The following is a 23,829-nucleotide window of genomic DNA, read 5'->3' on the forward strand; positions in this document are numbered from 1 at the left end:
TCAGCGCTATCTTAAAGAGCGCTGAAGCGCAACAACATACCTGAAAATTTTTATTATGGGCGATCGCAATCCTCTTTCTTCTTTGCAAGATTCCACGATCGACATTAGGATAAGTGAAATAGCTTCGCCACGCTAGGCTTAGTCACTTTCCCCATCGCGTTGCGCGGTAGTTCTTCAACAGCCAGAATTTGGGTGGGAACTTTGTAGGTAGCCAGTCTTTCTTTTGCCCAAATTCTGAGAATTTCCAAAGTCAAATAAGTTCCCGATTTCAATACCAAAGCTGCACAAACTCTCTCACCCCATTCTAGATCGGCAACCCCAACAACTGCACAGTCCTGAATATCTGGATGAGTTCGCAGCACTTCCTCAATTTCCAAAGCCGAAACTTTATAACCTCCAGTTTTGATGATATCCACGCTAATTCGACCCAGGATACGGTAATTATCATTTTCAACGACTGCGAAATCGCCGGTGCAAAACCAACCGTCGCGGAAAGCTTTTACTGTTGCTTCCGGTTTTTGCCAATATTCCAGAAAAACTCCTGGCCCTTTGACTTGTATTTCTCCTGGCGTTCCCGGAGAAACTAAATCGCCATTTTCATCCACTAATCTAACTTCAACTTGAGGTAAGGGTTTGCCAACATATCCCGCGAATCTTTCACCATGTAAAGAGTTAGATAAAGCCATACCAATTTCCGTCATACCATAGCGTTCGAGCAGAAAATGACCGCTGATACTTTGCCATTTTTCTAATACTTGGACGGGTAAAGCTGCGGAGCCTGAAACCATCAGACGCATTTTAGCACAGCCATCGGATATCCTTTTTTGGCGTTCGCTATCTGCGGCTTCCCAAGCTGCAATCAGCTTGACATAAATCGTCGGTACAGCCATAAATAGGGTTAAGTCACCACGAATCATGCGATCGCAAACTATTTGAGCATCAAATTTAGGTAATATATGGCACTCAGCACCACTCCACAAGGCGCAAGTTAGCACATTAATAATCCCATGAATGTGGTGAAGCGGCAGGACGTGCAAAATGCGATCGTCTGATGTCCATCCCCAAGCGGAAACCAAGCTAGTCACTTGAGCTTGAATATTGTGATGTGTGGTAACTACACCCTTGGGTTTACCAGTTGTGCCGCTAGTATAAAGGATTAAGGCTCGTCTGGCGATATCAATTTCTGGGAGTAAACCAACTTCAGGGAGAGTTTCCGAAGTGAGGATAAATCGCAAATTTCGCTCTTTTGCGATCGGACCCAATAAAGCCTCGAAATCTGGATGAGCAATGATAATTGATGCGCCTGAGTCTGCAATTACATAGTCTAACTCAGGTTTTGGATGCCCTACACACAAAGGTACCGCCACCCCACCCGCACGCCAAATCCCCCATTGTGTAGCGACATACTGAAATCCCGAAGGAATGAGAAAAGCAACTCGCTGCTCTTGTAAATCTTCTATATTATCCAGAAGTTTGGTAGCAATTTGAGCAGAACTTTGGAGCAAATTATGATATGTAAATGCTCCTTCAGTGGCGACAATGGCGATTTTGTTTTGGTTTTGGTTAGCGCGATCGATCGGTGGTAGATTCACGTTATTTCACCTTATGATTTACACACCTATCTCTTTTAGAAGATGCAAGATAGAAGTTGAACGGGTCATATAGGAAAGTCCAGAATGCTGCTGAAACATTCGTGGTACAGATGTCGGTTCCCAGAAATGACCAGACATGATTCCTGCAAGAAGTGCAGGCCGCCAAGTTGGATCATCAATATCCCCACCAGGACGAAATCCTCTCGCTGCTAAGAAAACTGGGCTACCGCTTGAACCAGAAAATGACAATCCTGATACAAGAATTACATCACAAGTCTTTATTTCGTCGTTAGTGAACGATATCTGTGGCAGAGAAGCTACCGTACATTGACGAGCTATTGGAAGCTTCCATTTCTCATCCCACCAGTGCCTGCCATCACTACCAGGAAAGCCAACAAAGAAGGCAGTTTCCATAGGGCCAATAATTAGATTATTGAAAAACATTGTCTCGCTAATGAGATCTTCCGCCTTAAGAATTCCTCTATTCGGGTCGGAAGGAGTTTGCTTGGAAAATTTTGGTTCAACGAGGATGGAACAGTCAGCGATTGAGGAAGAAAACAAACAATCTTTTATGTTATCTATGATAAAAAATTCTGTATATTCTGTTGGTAGACCTGACTCGTAATGCCGTAATTCTATGGAAAGTTCATGGAGCCGAAGTGCAGGCTTATCGGGAAATTTTATAGACGGATCAACATTATGTTTGTTAGTAACAAAGATACTTTTATCTTGGCTGTAAGTTAGCCAAAAACCAGTGCCATAACCCCTTTTTAAGTTCCCAAGATCATCTGCAAAAGTTGTGTGAACACGATGTATCATCCAAAAGATATTCGAGTTAAGACCGAGCATACTATAGACCTTTGAAACTAGACCTAGCAACCTAAGCATATATTGTGCCGCAAGTGCGGTACAGTACATTGATGAGATTACCACAAAAGTTGCAAATGTATCAACCTCTACCTACACCACTCAACCTGCAAAATCCCGATCTTAACAATTTCCATAGCCCAATCGTATATTTTGCCGTTTGATTGCCACAATCAGCTTCTTGAACAGTCGGGTGTAACGATTTGTTAAACCGTCGCTTTGGCGGTAACGACACTACTTGTCTTCCGCTTTCAGCTTGCTTCTTCCGCTAATCTGCAAACATCGCATATAAGTCATAATTAAGTCCTCAACATCGTAGGAGTAGATTGGAATATTTTGCTGCTTCAAGAGTTCACGAAAAGAATTAGGGTGCATATCCGCTAGTTGGCTAGCATAGCCCAAGGTTAATCGACCTGTCTGGAACATATATATTGCTATTTCTTGGCGAAACTTGCTTGGGGTCAACTGAGATGCTTGTAGGATTTCGTCTGAAATGATGATACTCATCGCCAAATTACCTCACTTTCTCGATTATCTTAATCAATAGCAACATCTAGTCAATAATATCAACTGAGCGATCGCTCTATCACCATTATCAATAAATACCATAGAGCGATCGCCACAATAAGCTTTTTAGGCGGTCGGGTGCAGCGATTTGTTAGACTTCTTCTTCGGAGGTAAAGTTACTGACTCCCTACCACTTTCCGCTTCTCTCTTGCGCCAGTCTGCAAACATAGCAGCTACATCATAATTAAATGATTTAGCATGAGCTTCCCGAAATTGATAAATTTCCTCTAGAATTTCATTTGTCAACATTTCCTATTCTCCCATTAATTCATAAGGTGTGCAAATCGTTGGTAGCTCGTACCCAAAGTCAGCGCAAATCTGTGTAAGCTTTTTCTGAATCTGGGCATTTGCTATGTGCTTACAATTCCACGTTAGAAGATAATCCATACCGTGGATAGTAGCTATGGCAATATGTGCTGCATCATTAGCAGCTTTATCTGGAAGGTTACTTCTTGCTAAAAATTGAATCACCAGATCTTGAGCCGCCTCACTCGGCTTCAGCAATTCCATATCCTGCAAGATTTCAAGCCGATTGGCAGCTATCTCTGCGTCGCCCAAGGCTGCTTCATCTAAAACAAGTTGCGAGATGTATAGATCGAAAGCTCCGCGATAATTTTCCCACCAGTCTCGCGTTACCTCAATGTTGGCAGCAAGAATCATATTTTTAGTCGATCTGGCTGTCAAGTAGCCAAAAATACTGGTTTCAATGTAGATGGTTTCACTCATGCAAGATAAAACTGTTAACTTCTCTATTTTATCCTAGCGATCGCACCATCACCATTATCAATAAATACCATAGAGCGATCGCCACAATAAGCTGTTCAAATTCCACTCTATCAAATTATGGGTAAACCTCACTCTTGAGGTTCATCCTTCGGGGGATTAGGCGGACACCAAAACAGGTTTTTGCTAGACACCTCAAGGGATTCGAGAATAGAACGCATGATATCTGTGCAGTGCATCCAATATCCCAAATCCTCGTACATCCGATCGGGATTGAACTCCACATTATAATGTCGCACGTTGGGAAGTCCTAAAAATTCCTGAGAAGATTGCGGAGAAATTAGCAGAAGGTGGAATGGCTTCCCCTGACATTTTGATTCCAACTTGTTTAGCAAATCTATAACATAACCGCGCTCGGTAACACCTGTGCGAACAAACAGCACCTTGTCGCACTTTCTTAGCGTATACCAGAAACGTTTCGATCGGGCCGTGTAACGAACGCGCATTCGTTCATATACAGGAAACATATTGTTTACTGGATCGTCTGTATCCTCAACTTCATGCGCGAAAGATAGCCCCGTCCACTTACTGTGGTATATTCTCCTTTCGTCATGATTGTAGTGCAACAGGTGGGGGTTCCACATATCGTTAAAACCAGTCTCGATCGTATCAGCGACATCGCCAAGATTAGTAGATCGAGTCAGATCGAAAGGAAAGGCTGGCCCATCATATTCCATTTTGTATAAAAGCATCCGAACAGCACAACGATCGCCCAAAGGAAGAATCGCCACTCGGTTAATGTCTGATAATTTACACTTGTATTGGAAAAATACTGAAGACTTAGGCGGCACTTTGACTCGGCTTTCCAGTCCGTCCTTGCCAATCATCATAGTGCGAAACGGCGCGTCGGGATAAAGCGGATCTTCATAAACACCCGATGGCATTTCTTTGAGGGCGCTGCCTACCTCTTTCCACATAGGATGGATATTATATTCCTGGTCTGATTCGTTGATAACGCGCAGGAGGAAATCGCTTTCCTTGAGAAGTCCCAGATGCCCATCGTAGAATAAAGTTTGCGAAACTGTTGGCGAAAAGAAATGATTGGCGGCGAGATATTCCAGGTCAGCCGCTGGGGGGATATTCACCATAGTTTCGATCCTGCCATCCTCTCGCACCCAAAAGAAGGGGAGGCTATTTGATTGGATATTCTTAGCAATGTAAATACCGGGTATTAATCGAGCTTTGCTTTGAATAATTGCTTGCAGTTCTTCCCAATAAGCAGCGATTGTGTAGGTATGTTTTGATGTATTAATAACCCGAAAACTCTTCTCTTCTGGAGAGACAAAGATGTGGAAACCCCAGTTATCGCGGTAAATTGGTACTTCCTGCTTATGTTGTGGAAGTTGTTTTTCTTTGTTAAATTTGTCTTTGCTTACATCAAAGAGGCTGATGTCGATCGCTTCGTACATCAAACGGTGACCCGCCATGTTAGGATGAGCCGGGTCGGACGACGTACCCGGTTTCCAACGCCCCGTCCCATCATCCACAGCATCAAGCCAATTCAGCACAAAAGGGCCCCAACTTAGCATCCGGTTGTGGGTATCTCGCAACAGCCAATTATGTTCAGACCTATAATCCCCATTCGGGTATACTGCTCCTAGAATTGGCATAGCTCCCAATTCCTTCGTCATTTTCACCAGTTGCTGCAATCCGCTTTCAAAACGCCGTTGCACCGCCCGTCGTTGGTGAGGGGGACAATAAGCCAGCCCCTCGTTACCCAGAGAGAGGGCAATAATAACGATATCCGGTTGTTCTGGCGCGACTACCAGGGGAAACCTGTCAATTGTGGTGCTGACATTTGCACCGACTTCGGATACATTCACCAGTATGTGTCCGTATTTTTGATGCAATGCTTGCTCCAGATGCCACGCCCAGCCCCGCAACAACCATGAATTGCATCCTACAGCTACAGAACTGCCGATGACCGCGATTTTCAGACCCCGATCTCCTTTGGTGAGTGGCTTTTGGGCTGTAGGCTCCTTAAAATATCCATAGGGAGAAGGCTGCGCTTCACCGAACCAGTTATCTTCCACAATTATGGTGGATGAATGGTGGTCAGATTCGATCGGTATCCAACGGTTCGCTGTTAAAGTTTCCCATTTAACGCTACCATCTGCCCGGAGGATCGCGTACTTGTATTCGATGTTTTGGGGAACGGGTGATTCCAACGACGAAGAAACATTAATTTCAATGTCTGTCCACCATAAAGGGTAGCACTCGCCACTACTGCATAAATTTACGCACTTGGTTACGTCCCACATTCCTAACTCAGGAGTCGAACCGACGAGTCCGATGAATTCTCCCTTTTGCGTGTGCGCCCTTACCTGGAACCGATACATAAATTATGTCTCTTCTGGATGCCAGCTTTTGCTGCGTAGCAGCTTATCACTTGTAATCCTCAAGGTCTGTCTTCGAGATCACTTTAAGCGGGAATTTATCGTTTTTCCGTTTCTGGTATAGCCACAGTCAGATATGTTAGGAAAGTATTGACCGCTCAAACCAAGAAAAGGACTGTGTTTGCACTCCCCACTCCCCACTCAGGACTCAGTATCTCACCAACCAATAAATTATGATAAGTCCAAACTCAAAACCTTCTGTTGTTGCTGTTATCCTAGCTGGTGGTAAAAGTTCTCGCATGGGAGAGGATAAGGCTCTTATTCTTTGGGATGGTACACCTCTTTTGGAAAAAGTATGTAAAGTGGCAGATGAGTGTTGTCAACAGGTTTATATTCTCACTCCCTGGCCCGATCGCTATTTATCTATTGTTAAAAAAGAGTATACATTTTTATTAGAGTCTAACCCAGGTCAGGGGCCTCTAGTTGGCTTGGCTGAGGGACTGGCTCAAATCTCTGCTGATTGGGTGTTACTCTTAGCCTGCGATTTACCTTTACTGGACTCCATTATTATCGAGAGTTGGGTAAGTCAGTTAACTCAATTACCTAGTGATGTTTTCGCTTTTGTACCGAAGCAGGATCGACTTTGGCAACCTTTGTGCGGTTTTTATCGGCGGGAAGCTTTACCAGAGTTGCAGCACTTTATCGATCGAGGTGGGCGATCGTTTCAAACTTGGCTGGAACAAGTGGCTGTCCAGGTTATTCCAGTGGATCGGCAGTGTAGTGATATGCTGTGGAATTGCAATACACCTAACGATCTGCTAGCTAGTAGGGGCGAAGCATGAGGGCTATAACTTATCGCTTTCTACCTAGATTTTCTGCCCTCATGCTTCGCCTCTACTAAATCGGTGTTATAGAAAATTTAAGTTCTTAAAAAATGCTCCCTACATCTACCCTTAGATAGAGCTAATTCTAAAGTAGGATATACCCCTAGTATGAACTTTGCAAGCTACAGGTTATAGTAAAATGTGATGTAAGTCACGTAAATTTTGTGTTCTCAAACACAAATGGATAAAAAAAATACAAGTAAAGTCGTCATTTGGGCTACCATTGACCCCGAATGCGTTAAACAGAGAATTAGTAGAATAAATGACCGAATTGAAGCGGTTTTGAAAAAGTACAAGTTTTTGCCTTAAACCGGGCAAAAAACATTTCGTTATTCAAATTTCCATAAAAGTTTTTTGATCGATAAGTGTCTACGTCAGGCTAACGTTAATAACCGGGTAACTGTCAAATCTGCTAGGGAGTTCATCGTAGCGAAGCACTTCTTGAAGGCTGTTTTTCTCGTCTACCAAGACAACTGTGGGAGAGTGGTTTTTCAATTCTTCAGGGGTGAATTGCCCGTAAGTCATGATAATGATGCGATCGCCCTTCATCCCCAACCGCGCCGCTGCACCATTGAGTTCGATCGCGCCTGACTGACGCGGTGCTGCGATCGCATAAGTAATAAACCTTTCTCCATTGGCAATATTCACAACCTGCACCTGTTCGTAGGGTAATATCCCCGCAGCATCCAACAGAGTTTCGTCGATACTGATACTCCCCATGTAGTTGAGGTTGGATGTTGTGATGGTACAGCTGTGAATTTTGGCTAAAAGGAGCGATCGGTGCATCGATTTTAGATTTTAGATTTTGGATTTTGGATTTGTCATTAGTCATTTGTCATTGGTTATTCGCAGAATTATACTAATGACTGATGACTGATGACTAATGACAAAATAGCTAGTTCAGGTAAACCTTTTTAGCTAACAGCTTTAATGCACTTTTCGACCAAGGGCATTACGCGATCGACATCTTGCCAACCCAAAATTTCGACAGCCTTCTTCTCTAGATTTTTGTAACTTTTGAAGAATTCTGCAATTTCGTCCAAGCGGTGCGGTTGCAAATCTTGAAGAGATCTAACTTTGGCGTAGCGCGGGTCTTTTTCGGGCACGCAGAGAATTTTCTCATCGCGATCGCCTCCATCGATCATTTCCAGCATCCCGATCGGTCTGGCCGCAATCACACACCCTGGGAAGGTTGGCTCATCCATAATCACCATACCATCAAGGGGGTCGCCATCATCGGCGAGAGTGTTTGGCACAAAACCATAGTCGAATGGATACTTGACAGAAGAATATAGCACTCGGTCTAAGGCAAAGGCTTGCAGTTCTTTGTCGTACTCGTATTTGTTTTTGCTACCGGCGGTAATCTCAATCAAAACGTTAATCAGACCCGGTTTGGGTTGGGCAGGAATGCGGGATAAGTCCACAGTGGAACTCCTAAATTTACGGCAAATACGGGGTGCGACTCTTGATGAGTTTCGACAACCCCCGTGTAGCATTCTAGGGGAATATCGGTTACTAAGTCTTCCGTGGAATACTCCAAGGCCGACAATGCCCACACTACACTACGGATGCACAAAACCAGCTTGGTGTAGAAGCTGGTTTCGGGGAGACAGGTTTGGTTCGCGATGCCTTAAAATTATTTGGACAACCTGTGTTTAAGACTCAAACCTGTGCCTGGACTTGAATTAAACTATGTTTCTATATCACTCCCTTTGGATTGGTAGCGGATAGCTGATCTGTTGCAAAACCTTGACTTTGTTTGAAGAGTAGTGTGCGATCGCCCATAGGGGTAAAGTTAGGGTTAGCAAAGCTATGACTGTTCCCACGATATCTGCCAGCCTCTGCGGCGGATGGTCAGGAGAATTGGCAGCCTGGTCAGGAGAGTTCATAAAAAAAGATGCGTTAACTAAATTGTTAACCAATTCAGTTGAAAGTACGAATGAAACAAGGGGCAATTAGTCCCTCTACTTAATAATTGTAACTACTCGTTTAAGGTAGACTGTCTCCCAGAAAACAATCTTGACGTAAATCTATCTAAAGATAGAGATTAGGCAGCTGTTCGCTGCCTGAATCTCAAAGATTTTGAGTATTTTCACTTAAAGAGCCACTCAACTAGCGGCTATCAGCACCCATCGGTTCTTTGATGAACCGGATATACAAGTGCTTGAAGGTAGACTGGATGACCCGTGGCAAGCCAAAATCGATCGGTACTAGCGCGTCCGGTAGTTTCCAATCAGAAATCTGGATATCTGCCGGACGTAAGTGCGGAAAGTCAATTGCCGCTAATTCGGGACAAAGGCCCTGGCGCTGGGAAGCTGCAACAGTTGGTACTAAGCTGGGGTCAACATTGAGGATGGACAGGATAGAGCGATCGAGGGCAAACACATCTTGAGAGGCCGCCAGAATCCCCAAGAAGCGTGGTTCGCCACCGCTGGGGCCATTCCCCTCGTGACCGATAATGCCATCCAGAATAGTCAAGTCAGGATTAATTGCCCGTGCTGTTTCCACCAGCATTTCCCCAAAGCGGTTTGCATCTTTGCCAGCTTCCATGTGCCACCACGCCTTCATTTTGCCAGGGACGCAACCAAACAGGTTTTTTACGCCCATTGTCATCGTTAGCTGGACGTGGGATTTCACTTTCGGCAAATTAATAACCAGATCTGCATCCATCGCCTCTTTGGATAGCAGCAGGTGATTGAATTTTTCGCTGACAGTCTCGTACCGCTTACCGTGGAACTCCACTATCGGCAAATTAAGTTCATTAATCAAAGGCAAATAACCATTCGCCTTAGCCACTCCCAACGCACTGCCAAAAGCGGGGCCATCGCCTAAAAAAGGCTTGCCACCAGCTTCTTGTACCATTTTGGCAACGCAGTAAACCAATTCCGGGCGGGTAACGCACTCTTTGGTGGGACGTGCGCCTGTGAGTAAGTTGGGTTTGAGCAAAACGCGATCGCCCGGTTTCACAAAGGATACCATTCCCCCGAACGGTGAGAGCAGAGTTTCCAGGGATGCCCGCAAAGAGGTTAAATCGTAGGAGTTGGCCTGAATTAAACTAACAGCAGGTGGCATTTTGCGATCGCTCCTAGAGTAGATTTGATTACAGCCAGTTTATCGGCCACTGCGAGTTAATGCTGTAACTCGCTCGGAATTGGGGAAAATGCCCTCTCCTTCCAGACCAGACAAAGGAGGCTTAACCTCAATTTTCATGACTTGGGCGGTACTGACAACAACCGTTTGATCTCGCAGATGTAGAATAAAAGAAGGTTTCTCTAAGAGGCTGGTAATTTGTTGCTCGAACTCTTCTGGCGACACAGGGATATTAAACGCTTCTGTCTGACCGTTGATAAAATGAAAGGTTACCTGGGTATAGCCATTTGGAATCGACATAGCAAAATCTCCTTTAATTGCAGCCGTTATCAGGATCAAACCATATTATCGCTTTACTCACATCTTGCAGCTTTCTCAATAAGGCTTAAGAAACTGGTTTGTGCAGACTAAGCGGAAGTTACCCCGGCTAAAAGCTTAAAACTATTGTACCAAGAGACTTTGAGCGGTTTTTTAGTCGCCAAGACAATAGGTACAGATGAAACATTGATGTAGCGAGGGTTGCAGCAGATACGAATGTTTGTTGCGATCGTAACAGCTTACATAGGTGTGGAAGCATATTTGCCACAGCGTCAGCAACAAGCACAAGAAGTTCGCCAAATAAACCAAGCAAGGTTTGACCAGCAAGGTTTGCGCGATCGACTGCTAGCCCGCAAAGCAGAATAAGAATTATATTGAAACTAATAGGATAGGATGAAGTCTGAATTGAGTAAAGGTGCTAAAATGGCAAAGATAGAAGGATTTAGGGTAAAGAATTACAGGTCTCTTCACGATATTATCTTAGGAAAGTTGTGGAACACCCAGCAGACTAAACCACTCACACCAATGACAGCCGTCATCGGTAAAAATGGGGTGGGAAAAAGTACACTCTTTGATACCTTTGGCTTTCTGGCAGATTGCTTGAAAGGGGGAGTTGAGGAAGCTTGTGATTCTCGCGGTCGTGGGGGATTTGAGAGAATTCGATCGCAAGGAAAAAAAGAAAGTATTGAGTTTCAAATCTACTATAAAGAAGATGGTAACGCTCGACCAATTACCTATGAATTGGCAATAGATCTTGACTCAGACGGAAGACCTTATGTAAAAAAAGAAAGACTCAGACAACGCAGAAAGGGACAAAGGAAAGGAAAACCATTTTCCTTCCTTATTCTCAATGAAGGTAAAGGTGTAGCATGGAAAGGGGAAGAGGAAGGTAAGCAAGTTGAAGAAGAAAAAGGTGACTTTGATTTATCAAAGTTAATAGAAAAAATACAGAAAAGTGAAGCAGAAGAGGAGAGTAAAAAAACTGAATTAGTCGAACTTGATGATAAACGAAAACTGGGAATTGCCACTTTGGGTTCACTCAAACAACACCCAAGAATTTCTGCATTTCGTAGATTTATTGAAGGATGGTATCTCAGTTACTTTACACCCGATGCAGCCAGAAGTCTACCGCTCGCTGGCCCACAAAAGCATCTGAATATTCATGGCGATAATCTTAGCAATGTAGTTCAGTTTATGGAGAGAGAACATCCCAAAAAATTTAAAACACTTCTTGAAAAAATATCTGGAAAAATTCCAGGTGTAAACCGTATTAGCACTGAAAAAAGTCCAGATAGCAGGCTTCTTCTTCGTTTCAACGATCGGGGTTTTCAAGATCCATTTTACGCTCAACAGATGTCAGATGGAACATTAAAGATTTTTGCTTATCTTCTTCTCTTAGAAGACCCCTCCCCACCACCATTTTTATGTATCGAAGAACCAGAAAACGGACTGTATCATAAACTCTTAGAAACTCTGGCGCGAGAATTTAGAGAACACGCGACAGGGCGCAAGGGTGGTTCGCAGGTTTTTATCACAACCCATCAACCCTATTTTGTAGATGCTCTGACACCGGAAGAGGTTTGGGTGCTTGAGAAGGGCAAAGATGGTTTTTCTACGATTAGAAGAGCCAGCGAAGACCCTCTGATCGAAAATCTTGTTAATGAAGGCTTACCTCTTGGTGGGCTTTGGTACAGCGACTACTTGGATAACAGGGATAACGAGTAAGTCCATGCACTTTGAAATTCTTGTTGAGGACATTTCTGGTAAAACTGCTCTTGATATTATTGTTCCAAAGATTATTGGCAATCAACATACCTTTAATGTTCACTCTTACAAAGGAATAGGACGCATACCTCAAGGGCTTAAATCTACCTCCGATCCCAAAAAGCGAATTCTGCTTGACCAACTTCCTCGACTTATTCAAGGCTATGGGAAAACATTTGCTGGTTATCATAGTGATTACTCTGCTGTTCTCATAATCATTTGCGATCTTGACGATCGATGCTTAAGTAATTTTCGTAGAGAATTACTGGAGCTAGTGGACAAATGTAATCCTAGTCCAGCGACACAGTTCTGCATTGCAATTGAGGAAGGAGAGGCTTGGTATTTAGGCGATTTAGCAGCAGTGAAAGCAGCTTATCCAAGTGCAAAAGATGCGATTCTAAATTCGTACATGAGTGATAGTATCTGTGGTACGTGGGAGAAGTTAGCCGATGCAGTGTTCCTTGGTGGTAGTCAAAACTTGTCAAAACTTGGAGGACAGGCGATTGGCAAAGAAAAATCAATTTGGGCTAAAAGGATCTCTCCATATATGGATGCGGACAAGAATCAGTCACCAAGCTTCTGTTATTTCCGAACTAAGCTTCGATACTTAAGTGGTCAGTAATTCTGCAAAACTTAGTATGATAAAGGCGATCGCTTTTCGCAGCAAGTACCAAGGAGAGATTTTGGCCTTTTTTCAGCTTAATCATGGGATATATAACCCACTTCTGCCTCGCTTCCCATAAAGATTAGCGGTGGTATGTTCAACTCAAAAATTTGCACATTGTCTAATTTACGACTCAGTAATTGATTGGGCTTATCCCAATCAACTCGTTGCTCAATTCTATTTACACCACTTTTTTGCGGATGAGCAATGTCTGATCCTGACGCAGGTAAATGGGAAGTCTTGTCCATAATTTCCTGCTCTACCACCGATACATTTTTATAGAGATTGGCAATAATTTCCTTGCCTTCCTTCGTTACTTTCAAGTGGTGCAATCCTTTTTCAATAAGAGGATAGACAACACTCCGGAAAAACTTCGGATAGCCAGCACGCAAGTCATCAGGATTACTATATCCCAGGTTTGTATTTACACCAGTTTCTTCAAATTCGTAGAACAGTGCAGGCATTTTTTCCAAGTAGCGAGGATCGCTTAGCTGACCAATTAAATCAGCAGCACGAACTAAACCAGGATAGTTAACAGTGTCTTGATGTTCTTCATCATCTGGCACCGGGAAACGAGTCATTTCAATGTTCTGCTTAACTACTTCAATGTCAATCAGATAGTGAGCGGAAAAAAATTCCTCAAAGAAAACTTTGCCTCTGTCTACGTGGTATGGCGTGAGGCTGGCATCAGTAGAACCCGGTGGCAAAAAAATCAACTCAGCGTCTATTCCCTTGTCATACAACCTTTCATTTGGTTTATCTTGGAGACAAGCTCCCTTGACGTAGCCAATGTCATGAAACAACAACGAGATGATGAAGTGCAACCAATCTTCACAGGAGACGCTACCATAGCGAATATGTTTACCCCGCAATATTTCCTGTCCCACTAAGGTCACAAGGATGGTGTGTTCAACATTGTGATAAAGCGCGTTGCTATTGGCAATATTTTTCAAAGCCATGCTGGCAACCCTGCCGACTTCATCGGCATAGTCTGGTTTGAGGTTGCCGTAAGTATTGCGGTAACCGGCTTGCAGGCGTTCGACGCAGGTATTAATTATGCTCTCTGTGAGATTCAACATCGCTATTTCTCTGATAAAATTTAGGTTCAGCAGACGTATTCAATTAAGGTGGTCAAGTTTAGTAGTGTGTGGTTTGACGAGAGAACTATTGGTATGACAGATAATCTGGTTAACCCTACCTTTATTCTTCATTGCTCATTTATTTATATCCAAACTGACAGAGGTGATAACAACTATCATTAGTTTCACTCAAATTTCCGGAAGTAGTAACCAAAAAAACTCACAAATTTAGTAAAGGTTTCGTAACCAGCACCATTTTTTTAAATAGTTTGTTTGCATTCATGTTTAAAAACCTCATGAAACCTCATAAAATATCATAAAGAGACAGCATTTTTAGATAATCGCGCTATGTATAGAGTTTTAAATTTTGGTTAAAAGGGAAATATGGATCTTAAAGAAACTTTAGAATTTGTAGATAATTTAATTTATACCAAGACGGGTAAATACCTCAGCGATCTGGAAAGGGAAGTTTTTATAGGGTCTTGGCAAGGACAGACTTACGAGAAGATATATCCTTTTAATCCTGAGTATGTAGAAAAATCCGTTGGCTATAAGTTATGGCAGAAACTTTCCAATGTCTTGGGAGAAAAAGTTAGCAAAAAAAAGTTTCGGGGAGCCTTAGAAAGAGCCGTAGAGCGACAGTCATTCAATCCGCCCATCCCCCCAGGCAAAGCTTTAGATCCCCCCTACCAAAGGGAGCAAGAGGTAAGCGAGAGAGTTTTTATCAGCTATCGCAGCCAGGAGTTAGATTTTAGTCTGGCGGGACAGTTTTATGAAGCTATTTCTGCTGCTGGACACAAAGCATTTATGGCTAATGTGGCAGCAATTCCTCCTCATCATCAAAATCCCAATTCAGACTGGCTTTCTCAAATCGATTTAGAATTGGAACAGTGCAATTACTTTTTACTCCTGCTATCTCCAGAAGCTGCGGTTAGTGAAATGGTAATTGAGGAGTTGCGACGGATTAAGGAGTTGCATGATACCCGCCAAGATGCTAAGCCGATTGTGCTACAGCTTCGGATCGATTGTCCGCCAAACTTGCAGCTAAACCACGATTTACGCAGCTACCTGCGTGGAACTCGAAAGCGCGATTGGTTTTCACCAGACGACACCCCAATTATTGTCCAAGAAATTCTCAATTTGCTGGCAAATAATGGGGAATGGGGTGTGGAGATTTCGGAGGAATCGGAAACTGAGATTGTAGAGATGTTTAATGAAACTTCTCTACAATCGAAAATCCAAAATCCAAAATCCAAAATTCCCTCGCCTTTGCCAGTAGCAGAACCAGAGTTACCAAGCGGTCAAGTGCGTCTGCATTCTGCGTTTTATGTTGAGCGACTTACCCATGAAACTCAATGTTATAGAGCGATTTTGCAACCAGGAGCTTTGATTAGAATTAAAGCGCCGAGGCAGATGGGAAAGACTTCGTTGATGGCGAGAATTCTTTATCAAGCAAAGGAACAGGGATATCGCACGGTGCCGTTGAGTTTTCAACACGCAGATACCGCTGTTTTTACTAATCTGAATGAACTGTTGCGGTGGTTTTGTACGAAGATTTCTCGCAAGCTGCGTTTGCCAGGTCAAGTAGACGATTATTGGACTGATACTTATGGTAGTAAAGATAATTGCACTGTTTATTTTGAAGATTGTATTTTGCCAGAAATAGATAGTCCTCTGGTGTTGGGTTTGGATGAAGTCGATCGCGTTTTCCAATATCCCCATATTGCTGACGATTTTTTTGGGTTATTGCGAGCTTGGTATGAGGAAGCTGGCTATAGCGATACCGACAGTGTTCTCTGGGAAAAGCTGCGTCTGGTGGTGGTACATTCAACGGAAGTTTATATTCCGCTGAATGTGAATCAATCGCCGTTTAATGTGGGTTTGCCGATTGAGTTGTCGGAGTTTAGCGGACAGCAAGTCAGCGATTTAGCTATTCGGCACGGTTTGAATTGGCAAGCTACTCAGGTTGAGGAATTGATGAGCATCGTGGGAGGACATCCTTATCTGGTACGGGTGGCTTTATATCATATTGCTCAGCAACAATTGACGCTGGAAGAATTGGCGGAAATCGCGCCTACTGAGGCGGGAATTTATGGCGATCATCTGCGGCGACATTTGTGGAATTTGCAAAAATACCCAGATTTGGCGGCTGCATTTACTAAGGTAGTTACTGCAAGTCAGCCTGTGGAGTTGGAGTCGGTGCTGGCGTTTAAGTTGCACAGTTTGGGGTTGGTGCAGTTGCGCGGGAATGAGGTGACGCCTCGGTTTGAGTTGTATCGGCAGTATTTTGGCGATCGGCTTTCTATTAAAAATTAAAAATGTAGAACCCCACCCCCTTGCCCCTGCCCCTCCCCGTCTACGGGGAGGGGAGCAAGACTTCCCTCCTCTCCGCAGGCGGAGAGAGGGGGGTGAGGTTTATTCAGCTAAAATACAATCAAACAAAGGAGTATCAAAAATATTGCTTCCATTTGAATTCATCGTCACTGGTGAACCAGTTTCTCTCCAGACAAACAACCGGATTCTGTTGCAAACGTGGAAAGCGAAAGTCCGTCAAGCTGCGCTCGATCGCTTACCAGCCGGAGCATCACCAACTATTACTCCTGTTATGGTTATTATCGCTTACTACTATAAGCGTCAACCACCCGATTTAGATAACATCATCAAACCAATTATAGATGGGTTAAATCTTGTAGTTTATGCTGATGACAAACAAGTCACAGATCTGACAGTAAAACGACGTAACTTAAAACTTTTGGTTAATATTCAGACAATCCCCTCGATTATCGCTCAAGCCCTTGCCAATGGCGAACTTTTTGTTTATGTTAAAATTGATGTGCCACCCGAACCAGTTGAGTTAGACAAATGACTACACAATTAGAAAATTTGGCAATCAGGACAATTGCAGAAATTAGTGATAATTATCGGAACCAGGGTTATCAAGTGTTGGTTAAATCCCGTGGAGTAGACTTAGATGAATTTCTGTATAACGAAAATATAGATTTCATTGTTCAGGCCGAACAAGAATCAGTTATCGTGGCATTAAAGCCTCGTTTTAATGACTCAAGGAATCAAACTGAAACAGGGCAAATATCCCAGTTGTATGATTATCCAGTTCGAGATTCATACGACATAAAGTTTTATCTAGAAAGAGCATTAGAAATTATAAAAATGGGCGCTCTTGATTCGGCTATTTGTTCTGGGGTGTTTATCGCTGAGGCAGTAATGCGAATGGTGGCGGAACAACACTCAATTGATTTTGAGATTCAAAACCCAACAACTCTGGCTCAAACATTCTTTGCTTATGGTTTAATTTCACAGGAAGACTATGTAGTATTGGTTAAAGCAATCGAGCGGCGCGATCGCATGATGTACAAGGGCGAACAAATGACTGTCGATCGCAATTTTGCCCTGCAAACTGTGGAGGTAGTGCAGCGTCTTTTCAAACAAGCTGGACAAGAGGAGATTTAGGCCCGATCGCATATAAGAAAAAAAGACACAAAATCTAAACATAATCATTGATTGAGGTGATAAAATGCCTTCTCCATTCCCAGGTGTAGACCCATACTTAGAAAATCCTGAATTGTGGCCAGAGGTACATCATCGGTTAATTACCGCGATCGCCATTGCCATAGCACCCCCAGTTCGTCCTAAATATCGAGTGGCAATTGAAAAGCGAATTTATTTAAGTGAGGTGGAAAATGACGACTTAGTGGGAATTCCCGATGTAACGGTATTTTCTAAACCTTCAAGTGCAAACCAATCCACTTCAACAGCAACTCTTCCTTCGCGTTACGAACCAATAGCAGTAACAGTGCCAATATCTGAAGAAACTAGGGAAGGGTATTTGGAAATTAGAGAAGTAGGAACGGGTCGGGTAATCACCGTTATAGAAATCCTTTCCCCTAAAAATAAACGATCGGGAGTTGGACGAGATGCGTATGAAAGCAAGCGACAGCAGGTACTAGCAAGCCCTACCCATTTGGTAGAAATTGACTTGCTTAGGGGCGGGAGACCTATGCCGATTCGGGGTGGAACTCAGTCAGATTATCGCATTTTAGTCAGCCGAGGCGATAGACGACCCAGATCTCAACTTTATGCCTTTACGATCAGAGATGAGATTCTGCCATTTCCCTTGCCTTTGCAGTCAGGGGATGCACAAGTGCAGGTAGAATTGCAAAGTTTATTAAATGGCGTCTATGACCAAGCGGGATTTGATTTAGCAGTGGATTATACTCAGTCAGCTATACCATCTTTGAAGGGAGAGGATGCTGTTTGGGCTGATGAGTTGTTGCGAGAAAAAGGATTGCGGTAATTGGGAATTATTGGAGGCCCGATCGCGCGATCGAATTTTAGATATCGGGACATGGATACTTATCCGGGGGGTAGGGTGAACCGACGGTAAAGGCAAGAAGTTGCTAGTAATAGAGAATATACCAGTGGCGAAAGCTACCTGACGGGAAAGACGCTTAGGGAAAATGGAGTTATTCCAAGGGATCGCCAACTCTATGTGGTTTAGCGATCGCTCAAAGTTGCCACTCCGGTGTAACAAGTTTTACTTTTAAATTAAAAAGCGGTGTTTTCTACAAGATCGGAACCCCTAATGATCCAAGAGCAAAACTCAACCAACACCTTCAGAGTTGGCGGACATCTCCCCCTAGATGCGCCAACCTATGTGGTGCGTCAAGCCGATCGCGACCTCTACGAAGGCTTGAAGGCGGGGGAGTTTTGTTACGTCCTCAACTCCCGCCAGATGGGTAAAACGAGCTTGCGGGTGCGATCGATGTACAAGCTGCAAGAAGAAGGATTCGCCTGTGCGGCGATCGACCTCAACAAGATTGGCAGTAAGGATATCGCGCCGGAACAGTGGTATGCGGGGTTGATGAGACGGCTGGTAACGAGTTTTCAACTCCAGTTCAATCTGAGGTCTTGGTTGCACGAGCGCGAGTATCTCCCTCCCGTGCAGTGCTTGAGCGAATTTATCGAAGAGGTATTGCTCGAATCTGTCAGTCAAAAAATTGTTATTTTTATCGACGAAATCGATAGCGTCCTCAGCTTACCTTTTCGGACTGACGATTTTTTTGCTTTTATCCGCGCCTGCAACGAATACGAACGTCTCACCTTTGCGCTGCTGGGAGTGGCAACTCCTTCGGATTTAATTCAAGACAAAAACTGCACACCTTTTAATATTGGTCGTGCGATCGATTTACACGGCTTTAAATTAGAGGAAGCGCAACCGCTTGCTGAAGCTTTGGCAGAAAAAGTGAACAATCCCCAAGCCATGCTAAAAGCAGTATTGGATTGGACTGGAGGACAACCTTTTCTCACTCAGAAACTTTGTCAACTCATCCTTGAAAATGCAGAATTAATCCAAAATCCCGAAGAATGGGTAGAAAACTTAGTGCAGAGGAATATAATTGAAAATTGGGAAGCACAAGACGAACCAGCACACCTGAAGACGGTACGCGATCGCATCCTCAGAATTGGACAGCGCACAAAGCCGCTGCTGAAACTCTATGAGGAAATTTTGCAGCGCGGTGAAATTTCATCTGATGACAGTCTAGAACAAATAGAATTGCGACTTTCAGGCTTAGTTGTCAAGCGGGGCGGGATCTTAACCGTTTATAACCGCATTTATGCTTCAGTGTTTAACTGGGTTTGGCTTAACAAAGCAGTCACCGCTTTGCAACCAGAGTTTAAACAGATTGTTGCCGAACAAGAACAAAAACTACTCTCCATCCTTGAGGCGAAGGAAGGCAAAGACTTTGATGATGTTCTTTATGAAATATTGGGTTCAATCACTCTAAAGATGGGAGAGTTACTAAGTGTCGATCGCATTACTATCTTTTTCATAGATAAAGAAAAGAACGAACTTTGGTCGATTATTGCCAAGACAGCAGATGGTAGCCCTACCAAAATTCAGATCCTTGCCAACAATCAAACCGCTGGTCGAGTCACTATCTATAAGAAAGGGGTCAATATTCCCGCGCATTTATCTGAAGATTGGTGTGCGGTTGTAGCAAAAGAACAAGACAAAAGATCTTCTTACCGCATTTATAATGAGCTAAGTTTACCCCTATTTAACACCCAGTCAGATTTATTCGCTTTTATTCAGTTAGTCAACAAGCTAAAGCAACCGATCGATCCCACAGATCCCTTTTCGGAAAGGATTGATAAACAAGGCTTCACAGAACCTAATAAAATCCAATTTTATGAATATGCCACGGAACTGCAACGAGTTTTACAAGCCTGCCATTACTGTTACAAATTAACTCAAAGATTACAAGCATCAGAGGCACTTACAGAAGCCACCAGATTAGTATCTCTAAGCAGTCTAGATTCTGAAGAAATCATCGCACGGGTGATGGAAGCGGCAAAGAAACTGATGAATGCCGATCGCAGTACGCTTTGGTTGTTAGCCGATAATAAAAATGAGCTTTGGACAAAAATTACTACCGACGACGGTGCGGTGATTCCACTGCGTGTGCGCTTAGGACAAGGTTTCGCTGGCAAAGTGGCAGAAACAGGTGAGCCTCTGAATATTTCTTTTGACCTGTACGAACACCCCGAATCTCAAACAGCAAAGCAAACCGATCAAAAAACTGGCTATCGCACTTGCAGTTTACTGTGTATGCCAGTTTTGAGTCCTGATGGCGAGCTACTTGGTGTAACTCAATTAATCAACAAAAGAAAACAGGGTGATTTTCCCGAATACGACCCCGGTGACTGGCCCGAAGCTCCAGAATGTTTCCAGGATAGCTTTGACGCCAACAGTCAAAAATATATGCAAATATTTAATTCTCAAGTTGGGGTTGCACTCCAAAACGCAAGAGAGTTTGCTGAAGTTAAAAAGCGGGCGGAAAGTCAGCCGCAAAATGTTGTCAGTCAAACCCTGGCGATGCTGACTCAGGTCATGGACGGTCAAGGTTTTGACGATATTCTTGATGGCACGTTGCGTTCTATTACTCTGAAAATGGGTAAATCTATGAGCGCAGACCGCACGACTATTTTTCTCTTAGATGAAGAGAGAAATGAATTTTGGTCTATTGTTGCTGAATCTGAAGGAGAACAATCTTTAGAAATTCGCGTACCTGCCACTAAAGGAATTGTAGGTGAAGTAGCTGCTACAAATAAAATTATTAATATTCCCTTTGATTTTTATGACGATCCGCGCTCGGTTACAGCCAAAGAACATGACAAAAAAAATAACTACCGCACTTACACAATGTTGGCTTTGCCACTGTTGAACGAACAGGGAACTTTAGTCGGTGTTGTTCAGTTAATCAATAAATTAAAACGTTTTTATGACCCAATATCGCCCTTATCGTCAAAAATTGACACCCAAGGTTTTACCAAGACAGATGAAGAACAGTTTGCAGAAAATGCACCTTTGATTCAAATGATTTTGGAAAGCTTCCGGTCATATCATAAAACAGCCAGAGGACAAAGAGTAGCAGCAGCACTAATGGCAGCAACTCGCTCTGTTAGCCAAAGTAGCTTAGAAATCGGTGAAGTTCTCAAGCGCGTTATGGATGCGGCGAAAGAACTTATGAATGCCGATCGCAGTACGCTTTGGTTGGTAGACCGCGAAGCAAATCAACTGTGGACAAGAATTTCCTTTAAAGACGGTTCGGAAAGGGAACTGCGTTTGCAAATAGGGGTAGGTTATGCTGGCAAAGTAGCCCAGATGTGTGTGCCTTTAAATATTCCTTTTGACCTATATGAATACCCAGATTCTGAAACTGCTAAGAGAACAGATCAAACGACTGGTTATCGGACTTGTAGTTTACTTTGTATGCCAGTTTGGAATCCCGATGGCGAGCTGATTGGCGTGACTCAATTAGTGAATAAAAAGAAGTCGGGCGATTTTGCTGCTATCAATCCTGGTGATACTACCGAAGTACCAGATTGTTTTCAAACCAGTTTTGACCAAAACGATCAAAGATATATGCAGGTATTTAACAATCAAGTTGGCGTTATTCTTCAGAATGCCGAACTTTTAGCGGCTGTGAGGCGACAGGAACAAACGCTGCGAGATAATCTGAACGTGGCATCACCGAAAAGTTAAATTATAGCTAGGGACTAGGGTAAGAAGATACTAGAATCAAGGGTTTCAGCAATTAAGAATGTCCTAACCGTCTTGGCGGTTGCTATAATTCTATAAGAAGCCTACGCCCCAAAGCTTGTATCTGTTTGAGAGCCAACGAGCCAATAAGTTACCATTTCTCCTTTGCCTTTGACTTTAATGATTCCTCGCTTCTGCAACACATACTTATCCTTGAGTCGCTCGTATGTGGCTTTCGTTACCTGAATGCTTCCAGGTTCACTGGAAGATTCCATACGGGAAGCAATATTGACGGCATCTCCCCATAAATCATAGATAAATTTCCTCGTGCCGATGACTCCAGCGATGACAATCCCTGTATTAATGCCAATGCGAATTTGAATGTCTTCTCCTAGTTTGGTGCAGACGCGATCGAGCGCCGCTTGCATTGCCAGTGCCATATCTGCGATCGCTTCGGCATGATCGGCTCTGGGAATGGGTAGCCCAGCCGCTACCATGTAGGCATCGCCGATCGTCTTGATTTTTTCTAATCCCAAATGTTCAGCCTGCGCGTCAAAGCTGGAAAAAATCTCATTGAGTAAGTTAACTATTTCAATTGGTTTTAAGCGAGCCGCTAGAGGCGTAAATCCAACAAGATCGGCAAACAAAATTGTAACTTCGTTGAATTGTTCGGCGATCGCGGCTGGATTTTGTTTGAGTTGTTTGACGATCTGCTCTGGCAAAATATTGAGCAATAACTCTTGTGACTTTTGTGCGGATTCCGCCAATTGCTCTATTAGTTGTTCGAGTCGATCGGATTGTACCAATATCGATTGCTCGAAAACTTCAAGCAACTGCGTCAAAGTGGCTACCTGCGATTTAAGCTGCACTTTATCGCGATCGGTTTCTCTTGTAGAGATTTGCTTACTGGCTTTAGCAGATTCTTTTTTTTGAACGAAGACAGTTCCTCCATCGAAGGGTAGCAGTGCTGCCTTTACGTTCAGCGCCAGAGTGCTGAACATCTGAGCCGTGCTATGAGGAATAGTGACTTTCAAGAACATGATAATTGCAAACAGATTGCCCGAAGGCAATAAACCGCCAAACCCTAACACAGACTTAATTCCGAATGGAATCACAAACGAATTTCGAGCGGGAATATGCGGGCTGTCGATCGCTTCTGGCACGTAGAAGACGTTGTATTTCCTCTGTTCAATTTCTAGCAAAAGATTCGGATCGGGATCGAGTACCATTTTTATATCTAAGCCGAGTTGTCTGATGAGTTGTGAGATCATCGGCATTTGAGCGACTACAGATTCGCTTGCCAATGGAATAGCCTTGTGTCCAGCAGATGTGTGTCTTGAGTTCCATTCCGTTTGTTCTCCTGCCGTTGCCAGTAGAGTCATGCACTTTAAGGCAGGCAAACAGGGATAGTTGCCCAACATACTGCGGGCAGACTCGGCAAGTTCAGGTTCTAAGTCTTGATAAGGGTGAGTTTTGAACAAACGAATGAGAGTGCAGGATTTCTCACCAGTTGGCTTGGTACAAAAATTTTCGTAAAGATATCTAATAATTCTGTTACTTGTCTGTTCCATGCTGTCAGCATCTAAACCGATCTGGCGTAGAGCCATACCGCATTCAACCATGTCCCTTAAAGTAAATCTCGTCAAGTCGTACATCTGACTCCTCATCGATTGGGAACAACAAGAAATAGTAACGCAAGTTGCTATACTCAGCACGGTCACAGACCGTGCTTTTTTTATCTCTGTAGGGGCGAAGCATTCCGTCAAAGATCTTTGGGTTCAACAACAAATTATTTACGGAATGCTTCGCCCATTTATGCCCGT

At 43.5% G+C, this 23,829-nt stretch carries 21 protein-coding genes and 1 pseudogene; 9 read left to right on the plus strand and 13 right to left on the minus strand.

Going from position 1 to position 23,829, the window contains the following annotated elements; translation table 11 throughout:
• Positions 1–104: 104 nt before the first annotated feature.
• From LAY57_RS06480 to LAY57_RS06505, 6 genes are all read right to left on the minus strand, one after another.
• A complete protein-coding gene (locus LAY57_RS06480) occupies positions 105–1,592 on the minus strand; it encodes an acyl-CoA synthetase (RefSeq protein WP_249065513.1) in 1,488 nt (495 codons plus the stop codon).
• Between the two features lie 18 nt (positions 1,593–1,610).
• Positions 1,611–2,411 carry a hypothetical protein gene (locus LAY57_RS06485; RefSeq protein WP_249065514.1) on the minus strand — a complete coding sequence of 267 codons (801 nt, stop codon included), beginning with the start codon at positions 2,409–2,411 and terminating at the stop codon, positions 1,611–1,613.
• 282 nt (positions 2,412–2,693) lie between these two features.
• A complete protein-coding gene (locus LAY57_RS06490; protein WP_249065515.1) occupies positions 2,694–2,966 on the minus strand; it encodes a UPF0175 family protein in 273 nt (90 codons plus the stop codon).
• 126 nt (positions 2,967–3,092) lie between these two features.
• Positions 3,093–3,275, minus strand: coding sequence for a hypothetical protein (locus LAY57_RS06495; protein ID WP_249065516.1), 183 nt, complete (start codon positions 3,273–3,275; stop codon positions 3,093–3,095).
• Positions 3,276–3,278: 3 nt separating this feature from the next.
• Entirely contained in the window at positions 3,279–3,752 is a 474-nt protein-coding gene (locus tag LAY57_RS06500) for a type II toxin-antitoxin system VapC family toxin (protein ID WP_249065517.1), read from the minus strand.
• Between the two features lie 128 nt (positions 3,753–3,880).
• Complete coding sequence (locus LAY57_RS06505; protein ID WP_249065518.1) at positions 3,881–6,148, minus strand: DUF1796 family putative cysteine peptidase; 2,268 nt, start codon at positions 6,146–6,148, stop codon at positions 3,881–3,883.
• Positions 6,149–6,378: 230 nt separating this feature from the next.
• On the opposite strand from LAY57_RS06505, the gene LAY57_RS06510 reads away from it, so the two are divergent.
• Entirely contained in the window at positions 6,379–6,987 is a 609-nt protein-coding gene (locus LAY57_RS06510; RefSeq protein ID WP_249065519.1) for a molybdenum cofactor guanylyltransferase, read from the plus strand.
• 411 nt (positions 6,988–7,398) lie between these two features.
• On the opposite strand, the gene panD is transcribed toward LAY57_RS06510, so the two are convergent.
• From panD to LAY57_RS06535, 5 genes are all read right to left on the minus strand, one after another.
• Positions 7,399–7,815 (minus strand): aspartate 1-decarboxylase, encoded by a 417-nt coding sequence (gene panD, locus LAY57_RS06515; RefSeq protein ID WP_249065520.1) that lies wholly within the window; start codon positions 7,813–7,815, stop codon positions 7,399–7,401.
• 128 nt (positions 7,816–7,943) lie between these two features.
• Positions 7,944–8,453 (minus strand): inorganic diphosphatase, encoded by a 510-nt coding sequence (locus LAY57_RS06520; protein ID WP_249065521.1) that lies wholly within the window; start codon positions 8,451–8,453, stop codon positions 7,944–7,946.
• A 279-nt stretch (positions 8,454–8,732) separates the two neighbouring features.
• Positions 8,733–8,918 carry a TLTLP motif-containing protein gene (locus LAY57_RS06525; protein WP_249065522.1) on the minus strand — a complete coding sequence of 62 codons (186 nt, stop codon included), beginning with the start codon at positions 8,916–8,918 and terminating at the stop codon, positions 8,733–8,735.
• 223 nt (positions 8,919–9,141) lie between these two features.
• Complete coding sequence (locus tag LAY57_RS06530; RefSeq protein WP_249065523.1) at positions 9,142–10,101, minus strand: Npun_F2552 family protein; 960 nt, start codon at positions 10,099–10,101, stop codon at positions 9,142–9,144.
• 39 nt (positions 10,102–10,140) lie between these two features.
• Positions 10,141–10,419 (minus strand): hypothetical protein, encoded by a 279-nt coding sequence (locus LAY57_RS06535; RefSeq protein ID WP_249065524.1) that lies wholly within the window; start codon positions 10,417–10,419, stop codon positions 10,141–10,143.
• A 234-nt stretch (positions 10,420–10,653) separates the two neighbouring features.
• On the opposite strand from LAY57_RS06535, the gene LAY57_RS06540 reads away from it, so the two are divergent.
• Genes LAY57_RS06540 through LAY57_RS06550 form a run of 3 tightly spaced genes read left to right on the plus strand, consistent with a single transcriptional unit; the run spans position 10,654 to position 12,823 of the window.
• Complete coding sequence (locus LAY57_RS06540; RefSeq protein WP_249065525.1) at positions 10,654–10,803, plus strand: hypothetical protein; 150 nt, start codon at positions 10,654–10,656, stop codon at positions 10,801–10,803.
• 57 nt (positions 10,804–10,860) lie between these two features.
• Complete coding sequence (locus LAY57_RS06545) at positions 10,861–12,162, plus strand: AAA family ATPase (RefSeq protein ID WP_249065635.1); 1,302 nt, start codon at positions 10,861–10,863, stop codon at positions 12,160–12,162.
• 4 nt (positions 12,163–12,166) lie between these two features.
• Positions 12,167–12,823 carry a DUF4276 family protein gene (locus LAY57_RS06550; RefSeq protein WP_249065526.1) on the plus strand — a complete coding sequence of 219 codons (657 nt, stop codon included), beginning with the start codon at positions 12,167–12,169 and terminating at the stop codon, positions 12,821–12,823.
• Between the two features lie 293 nt (positions 12,824–13,116).
• Here LAY57_RS06550 and LAY57_RS06555 read toward each other — a convergent pair.
• Positions 13,117–13,944: pseudogene (locus LAY57_RS06555) on the minus strand (Npun_R2479 family HD domain-containing metalloprotein); the annotation flags it as partial.
• A gap of 384 nt (positions 13,945–14,328) precedes the next feature.
• On the opposite strand from LAY57_RS06555, the gene LAY57_RS06560 reads away from it, so the two are divergent.
• The 5 genes from LAY57_RS06560 (at position 14,329) to LAY57_RS06580 (ending at position 22,009) form a co-directional block, all read left to right on the plus strand.
• Positions 14,329–16,260, plus strand: a complete 1,932-nt coding sequence (locus LAY57_RS06560) for an AAA-like domain-containing protein (RefSeq protein ID WP_249065527.1) — start codon at positions 14,329–14,331, stop codon at positions 16,258–16,260.
• Between the two features lie 142 nt (positions 16,261–16,402).
• Positions 16,403–16,810 carry a RusA family crossover junction endodeoxyribonuclease gene (locus LAY57_RS06565; protein WP_249065528.1) on the plus strand — a complete coding sequence of 136 codons (408 nt, stop codon included), beginning with the start codon at positions 16,403–16,405 and terminating at the stop codon, positions 16,808–16,810.
• Positions 16,807–17,412, plus strand: coding sequence for a hypothetical protein (locus LAY57_RS06570; protein WP_249065529.1), 606 nt, complete (start codon positions 16,807–16,809; stop codon positions 17,410–17,412). The genes LAY57_RS06565 and LAY57_RS06570 overlap by 4 nt, the downstream gene beginning before the upstream one ends.
• Positions 17,413–17,476: 64 nt before the next feature.
• The gene (locus tag LAY57_RS06575; protein WP_249065530.1) at positions 17,477–18,256 is read left to right on the plus strand and encodes a DUF4058 family protein; all 780 of its coding nucleotides are present in this window, start codon (positions 17,477–17,479) and stop codon (positions 18,254–18,256) included.
• 288 nt (positions 18,257–18,544) lie between these two features.
• Positions 18,545–22,009 (plus strand): GAF domain-containing protein, encoded by a 3,465-nt coding sequence (locus LAY57_RS06580; RefSeq protein WP_249065531.1) that lies wholly within the window; start codon positions 18,545–18,547, stop codon positions 22,007–22,009.
• Between the two features lie 101 nt (positions 22,010–22,110).
• Here LAY57_RS06580 and LAY57_RS06585 read toward each other — a convergent pair whose 3' ends face one another.
• On the minus strand, positions 22,111–23,661 hold the full coding sequence (locus LAY57_RS06585) for an adenylate/guanylate cyclase domain-containing protein (protein WP_249065532.1): 1,551 nt from the start codon (positions 23,659–23,661) through the stop codon (positions 22,111–22,113).
• Positions 23,662–23,829 lie beyond the last annotated feature (168 nt).

The organism is Argonema antarcticum A004/B2 (assembly GCF_023333585.1).
Classification (GTDB): Bacteria; Cyanobacteriota; Cyanobacteriia; order Cyanobacteriales; family Aerosakkonemataceae; genus Argonema; species Argonema antarcticum.

What these genes read in the sequence shown, in the direction of transcription:
- LAY57_RS06485 (WP_249065514.1), bottom strand. Translation starts at nt 2,411, where the DNA reads ATGATACATCGTGTTCACACAACTTTTGCAGATGATCTTGGGAACTTA.
- LAY57_RS06490 (WP_249065515.1), bottom strand. Translation starts at nt 2,966, where the DNA reads ATGAGTATCATCATTTCAGACGAAATCCTACAAGCATCTCAGTTGACC.
- LAY57_RS06495 (WP_249065516.1), bottom strand. Translation starts at nt 3,275, where the DNA reads ATGTTGACAAATGAAATTCTAGAGGAAATTTATCAATTTCGGGAAGCT.
- LAY57_RS06500 (WP_249065517.1), bottom strand. Translation starts at nt 3,752, where the DNA reads ATGAGTGAAACCATCTACATTGAAACCAGTATTTTTGGCTACTTGACA.
- LAY57_RS06505 (WP_249065518.1), bottom strand. Translation starts at nt 6,148, where the DNA reads ATGTATCGGTTCCAGGTAAGGGCGCACACGCAAAAGGGAGAATTCATC.
- LAY57_RS06510 (WP_249065519.1), top strand. Translation starts at nt 6,379, where the DNA reads ATGATAAGTCCAAACTCAAAACCTTCTGTTGTTGCTGTTATCCTAGCT.
- panD (WP_249065520.1), bottom strand. Translation starts at nt 7,815, where the DNA reads ATGCACCGATCGCTCCTTTTAGCCAAAATTCACAGCTGTACCATCACA.
- LAY57_RS06525 (WP_249065522.1), bottom strand. Translation starts at nt 8,918, where the DNA reads ATGAACTCTCCTGACCAGGCTGCCAATTCTCCTGACCATCCGCCGCAG.
- LAY57_RS06530 (WP_249065523.1), bottom strand. Translation starts at nt 10,101, where the DNA reads ATGCCACCTGCTGTTAGTTTAATTCAGGCCAACTCCTACGATTTAACC.
- LAY57_RS06535 (WP_249065524.1), bottom strand. Translation starts at nt 10,419, where the DNA reads ATGTCGATTCCAAATGGCTATACCCAGGTAACCTTTCATTTTATCAAC.
- LAY57_RS06540 (WP_249065525.1), top strand. Translation starts at nt 10,654, where the DNA reads ATGTTTGTTGCGATCGTAACAGCTTACATAGGTGTGGAAGCATATTTG.
- LAY57_RS06545 (WP_249065635.1), top strand. Translation starts at nt 10,861, where the DNA reads ATGGCAAAGATAGAAGGATTTAGGGTAAAGAATTACAGGTCTCTTCAC.
- LAY57_RS06550 (WP_249065526.1), top strand. Translation starts at nt 12,167, where the DNA reads ATGCACTTTGAAATTCTTGTTGAGGACATTTCTGGTAAAACTGCTCTT.
- LAY57_RS06560 (WP_249065527.1), top strand. Translation starts at nt 14,329, where the DNA reads ATGGATCTTAAAGAAACTTTAGAATTTGTAGATAATTTAATTTATACC.
- LAY57_RS06570 (WP_249065529.1), top strand. Translation starts at nt 16,807, where the DNA reads ATGACTACACAATTAGAAAATTTGGCAATCAGGACAATTGCAGAAATT.
- LAY57_RS06575 (WP_249065530.1), top strand. Translation starts at nt 17,477, where the DNA reads ATGCCTTCTCCATTCCCAGGTGTAGACCCATACTTAGAAAATCCTGAA.
- LAY57_RS06580 (WP_249065531.1), top strand. Translation starts at nt 18,545, where the DNA reads ATGATCCAAGAGCAAAACTCAACCAACACCTTCAGAGTTGGCGGACAT.
- LAY57_RS06585 (WP_249065532.1), bottom strand. Translation starts at nt 23,661, where the DNA reads ATGTACGACTTGACGAGATTTACTTTAAGGGACATGGTTGAATGCGGT.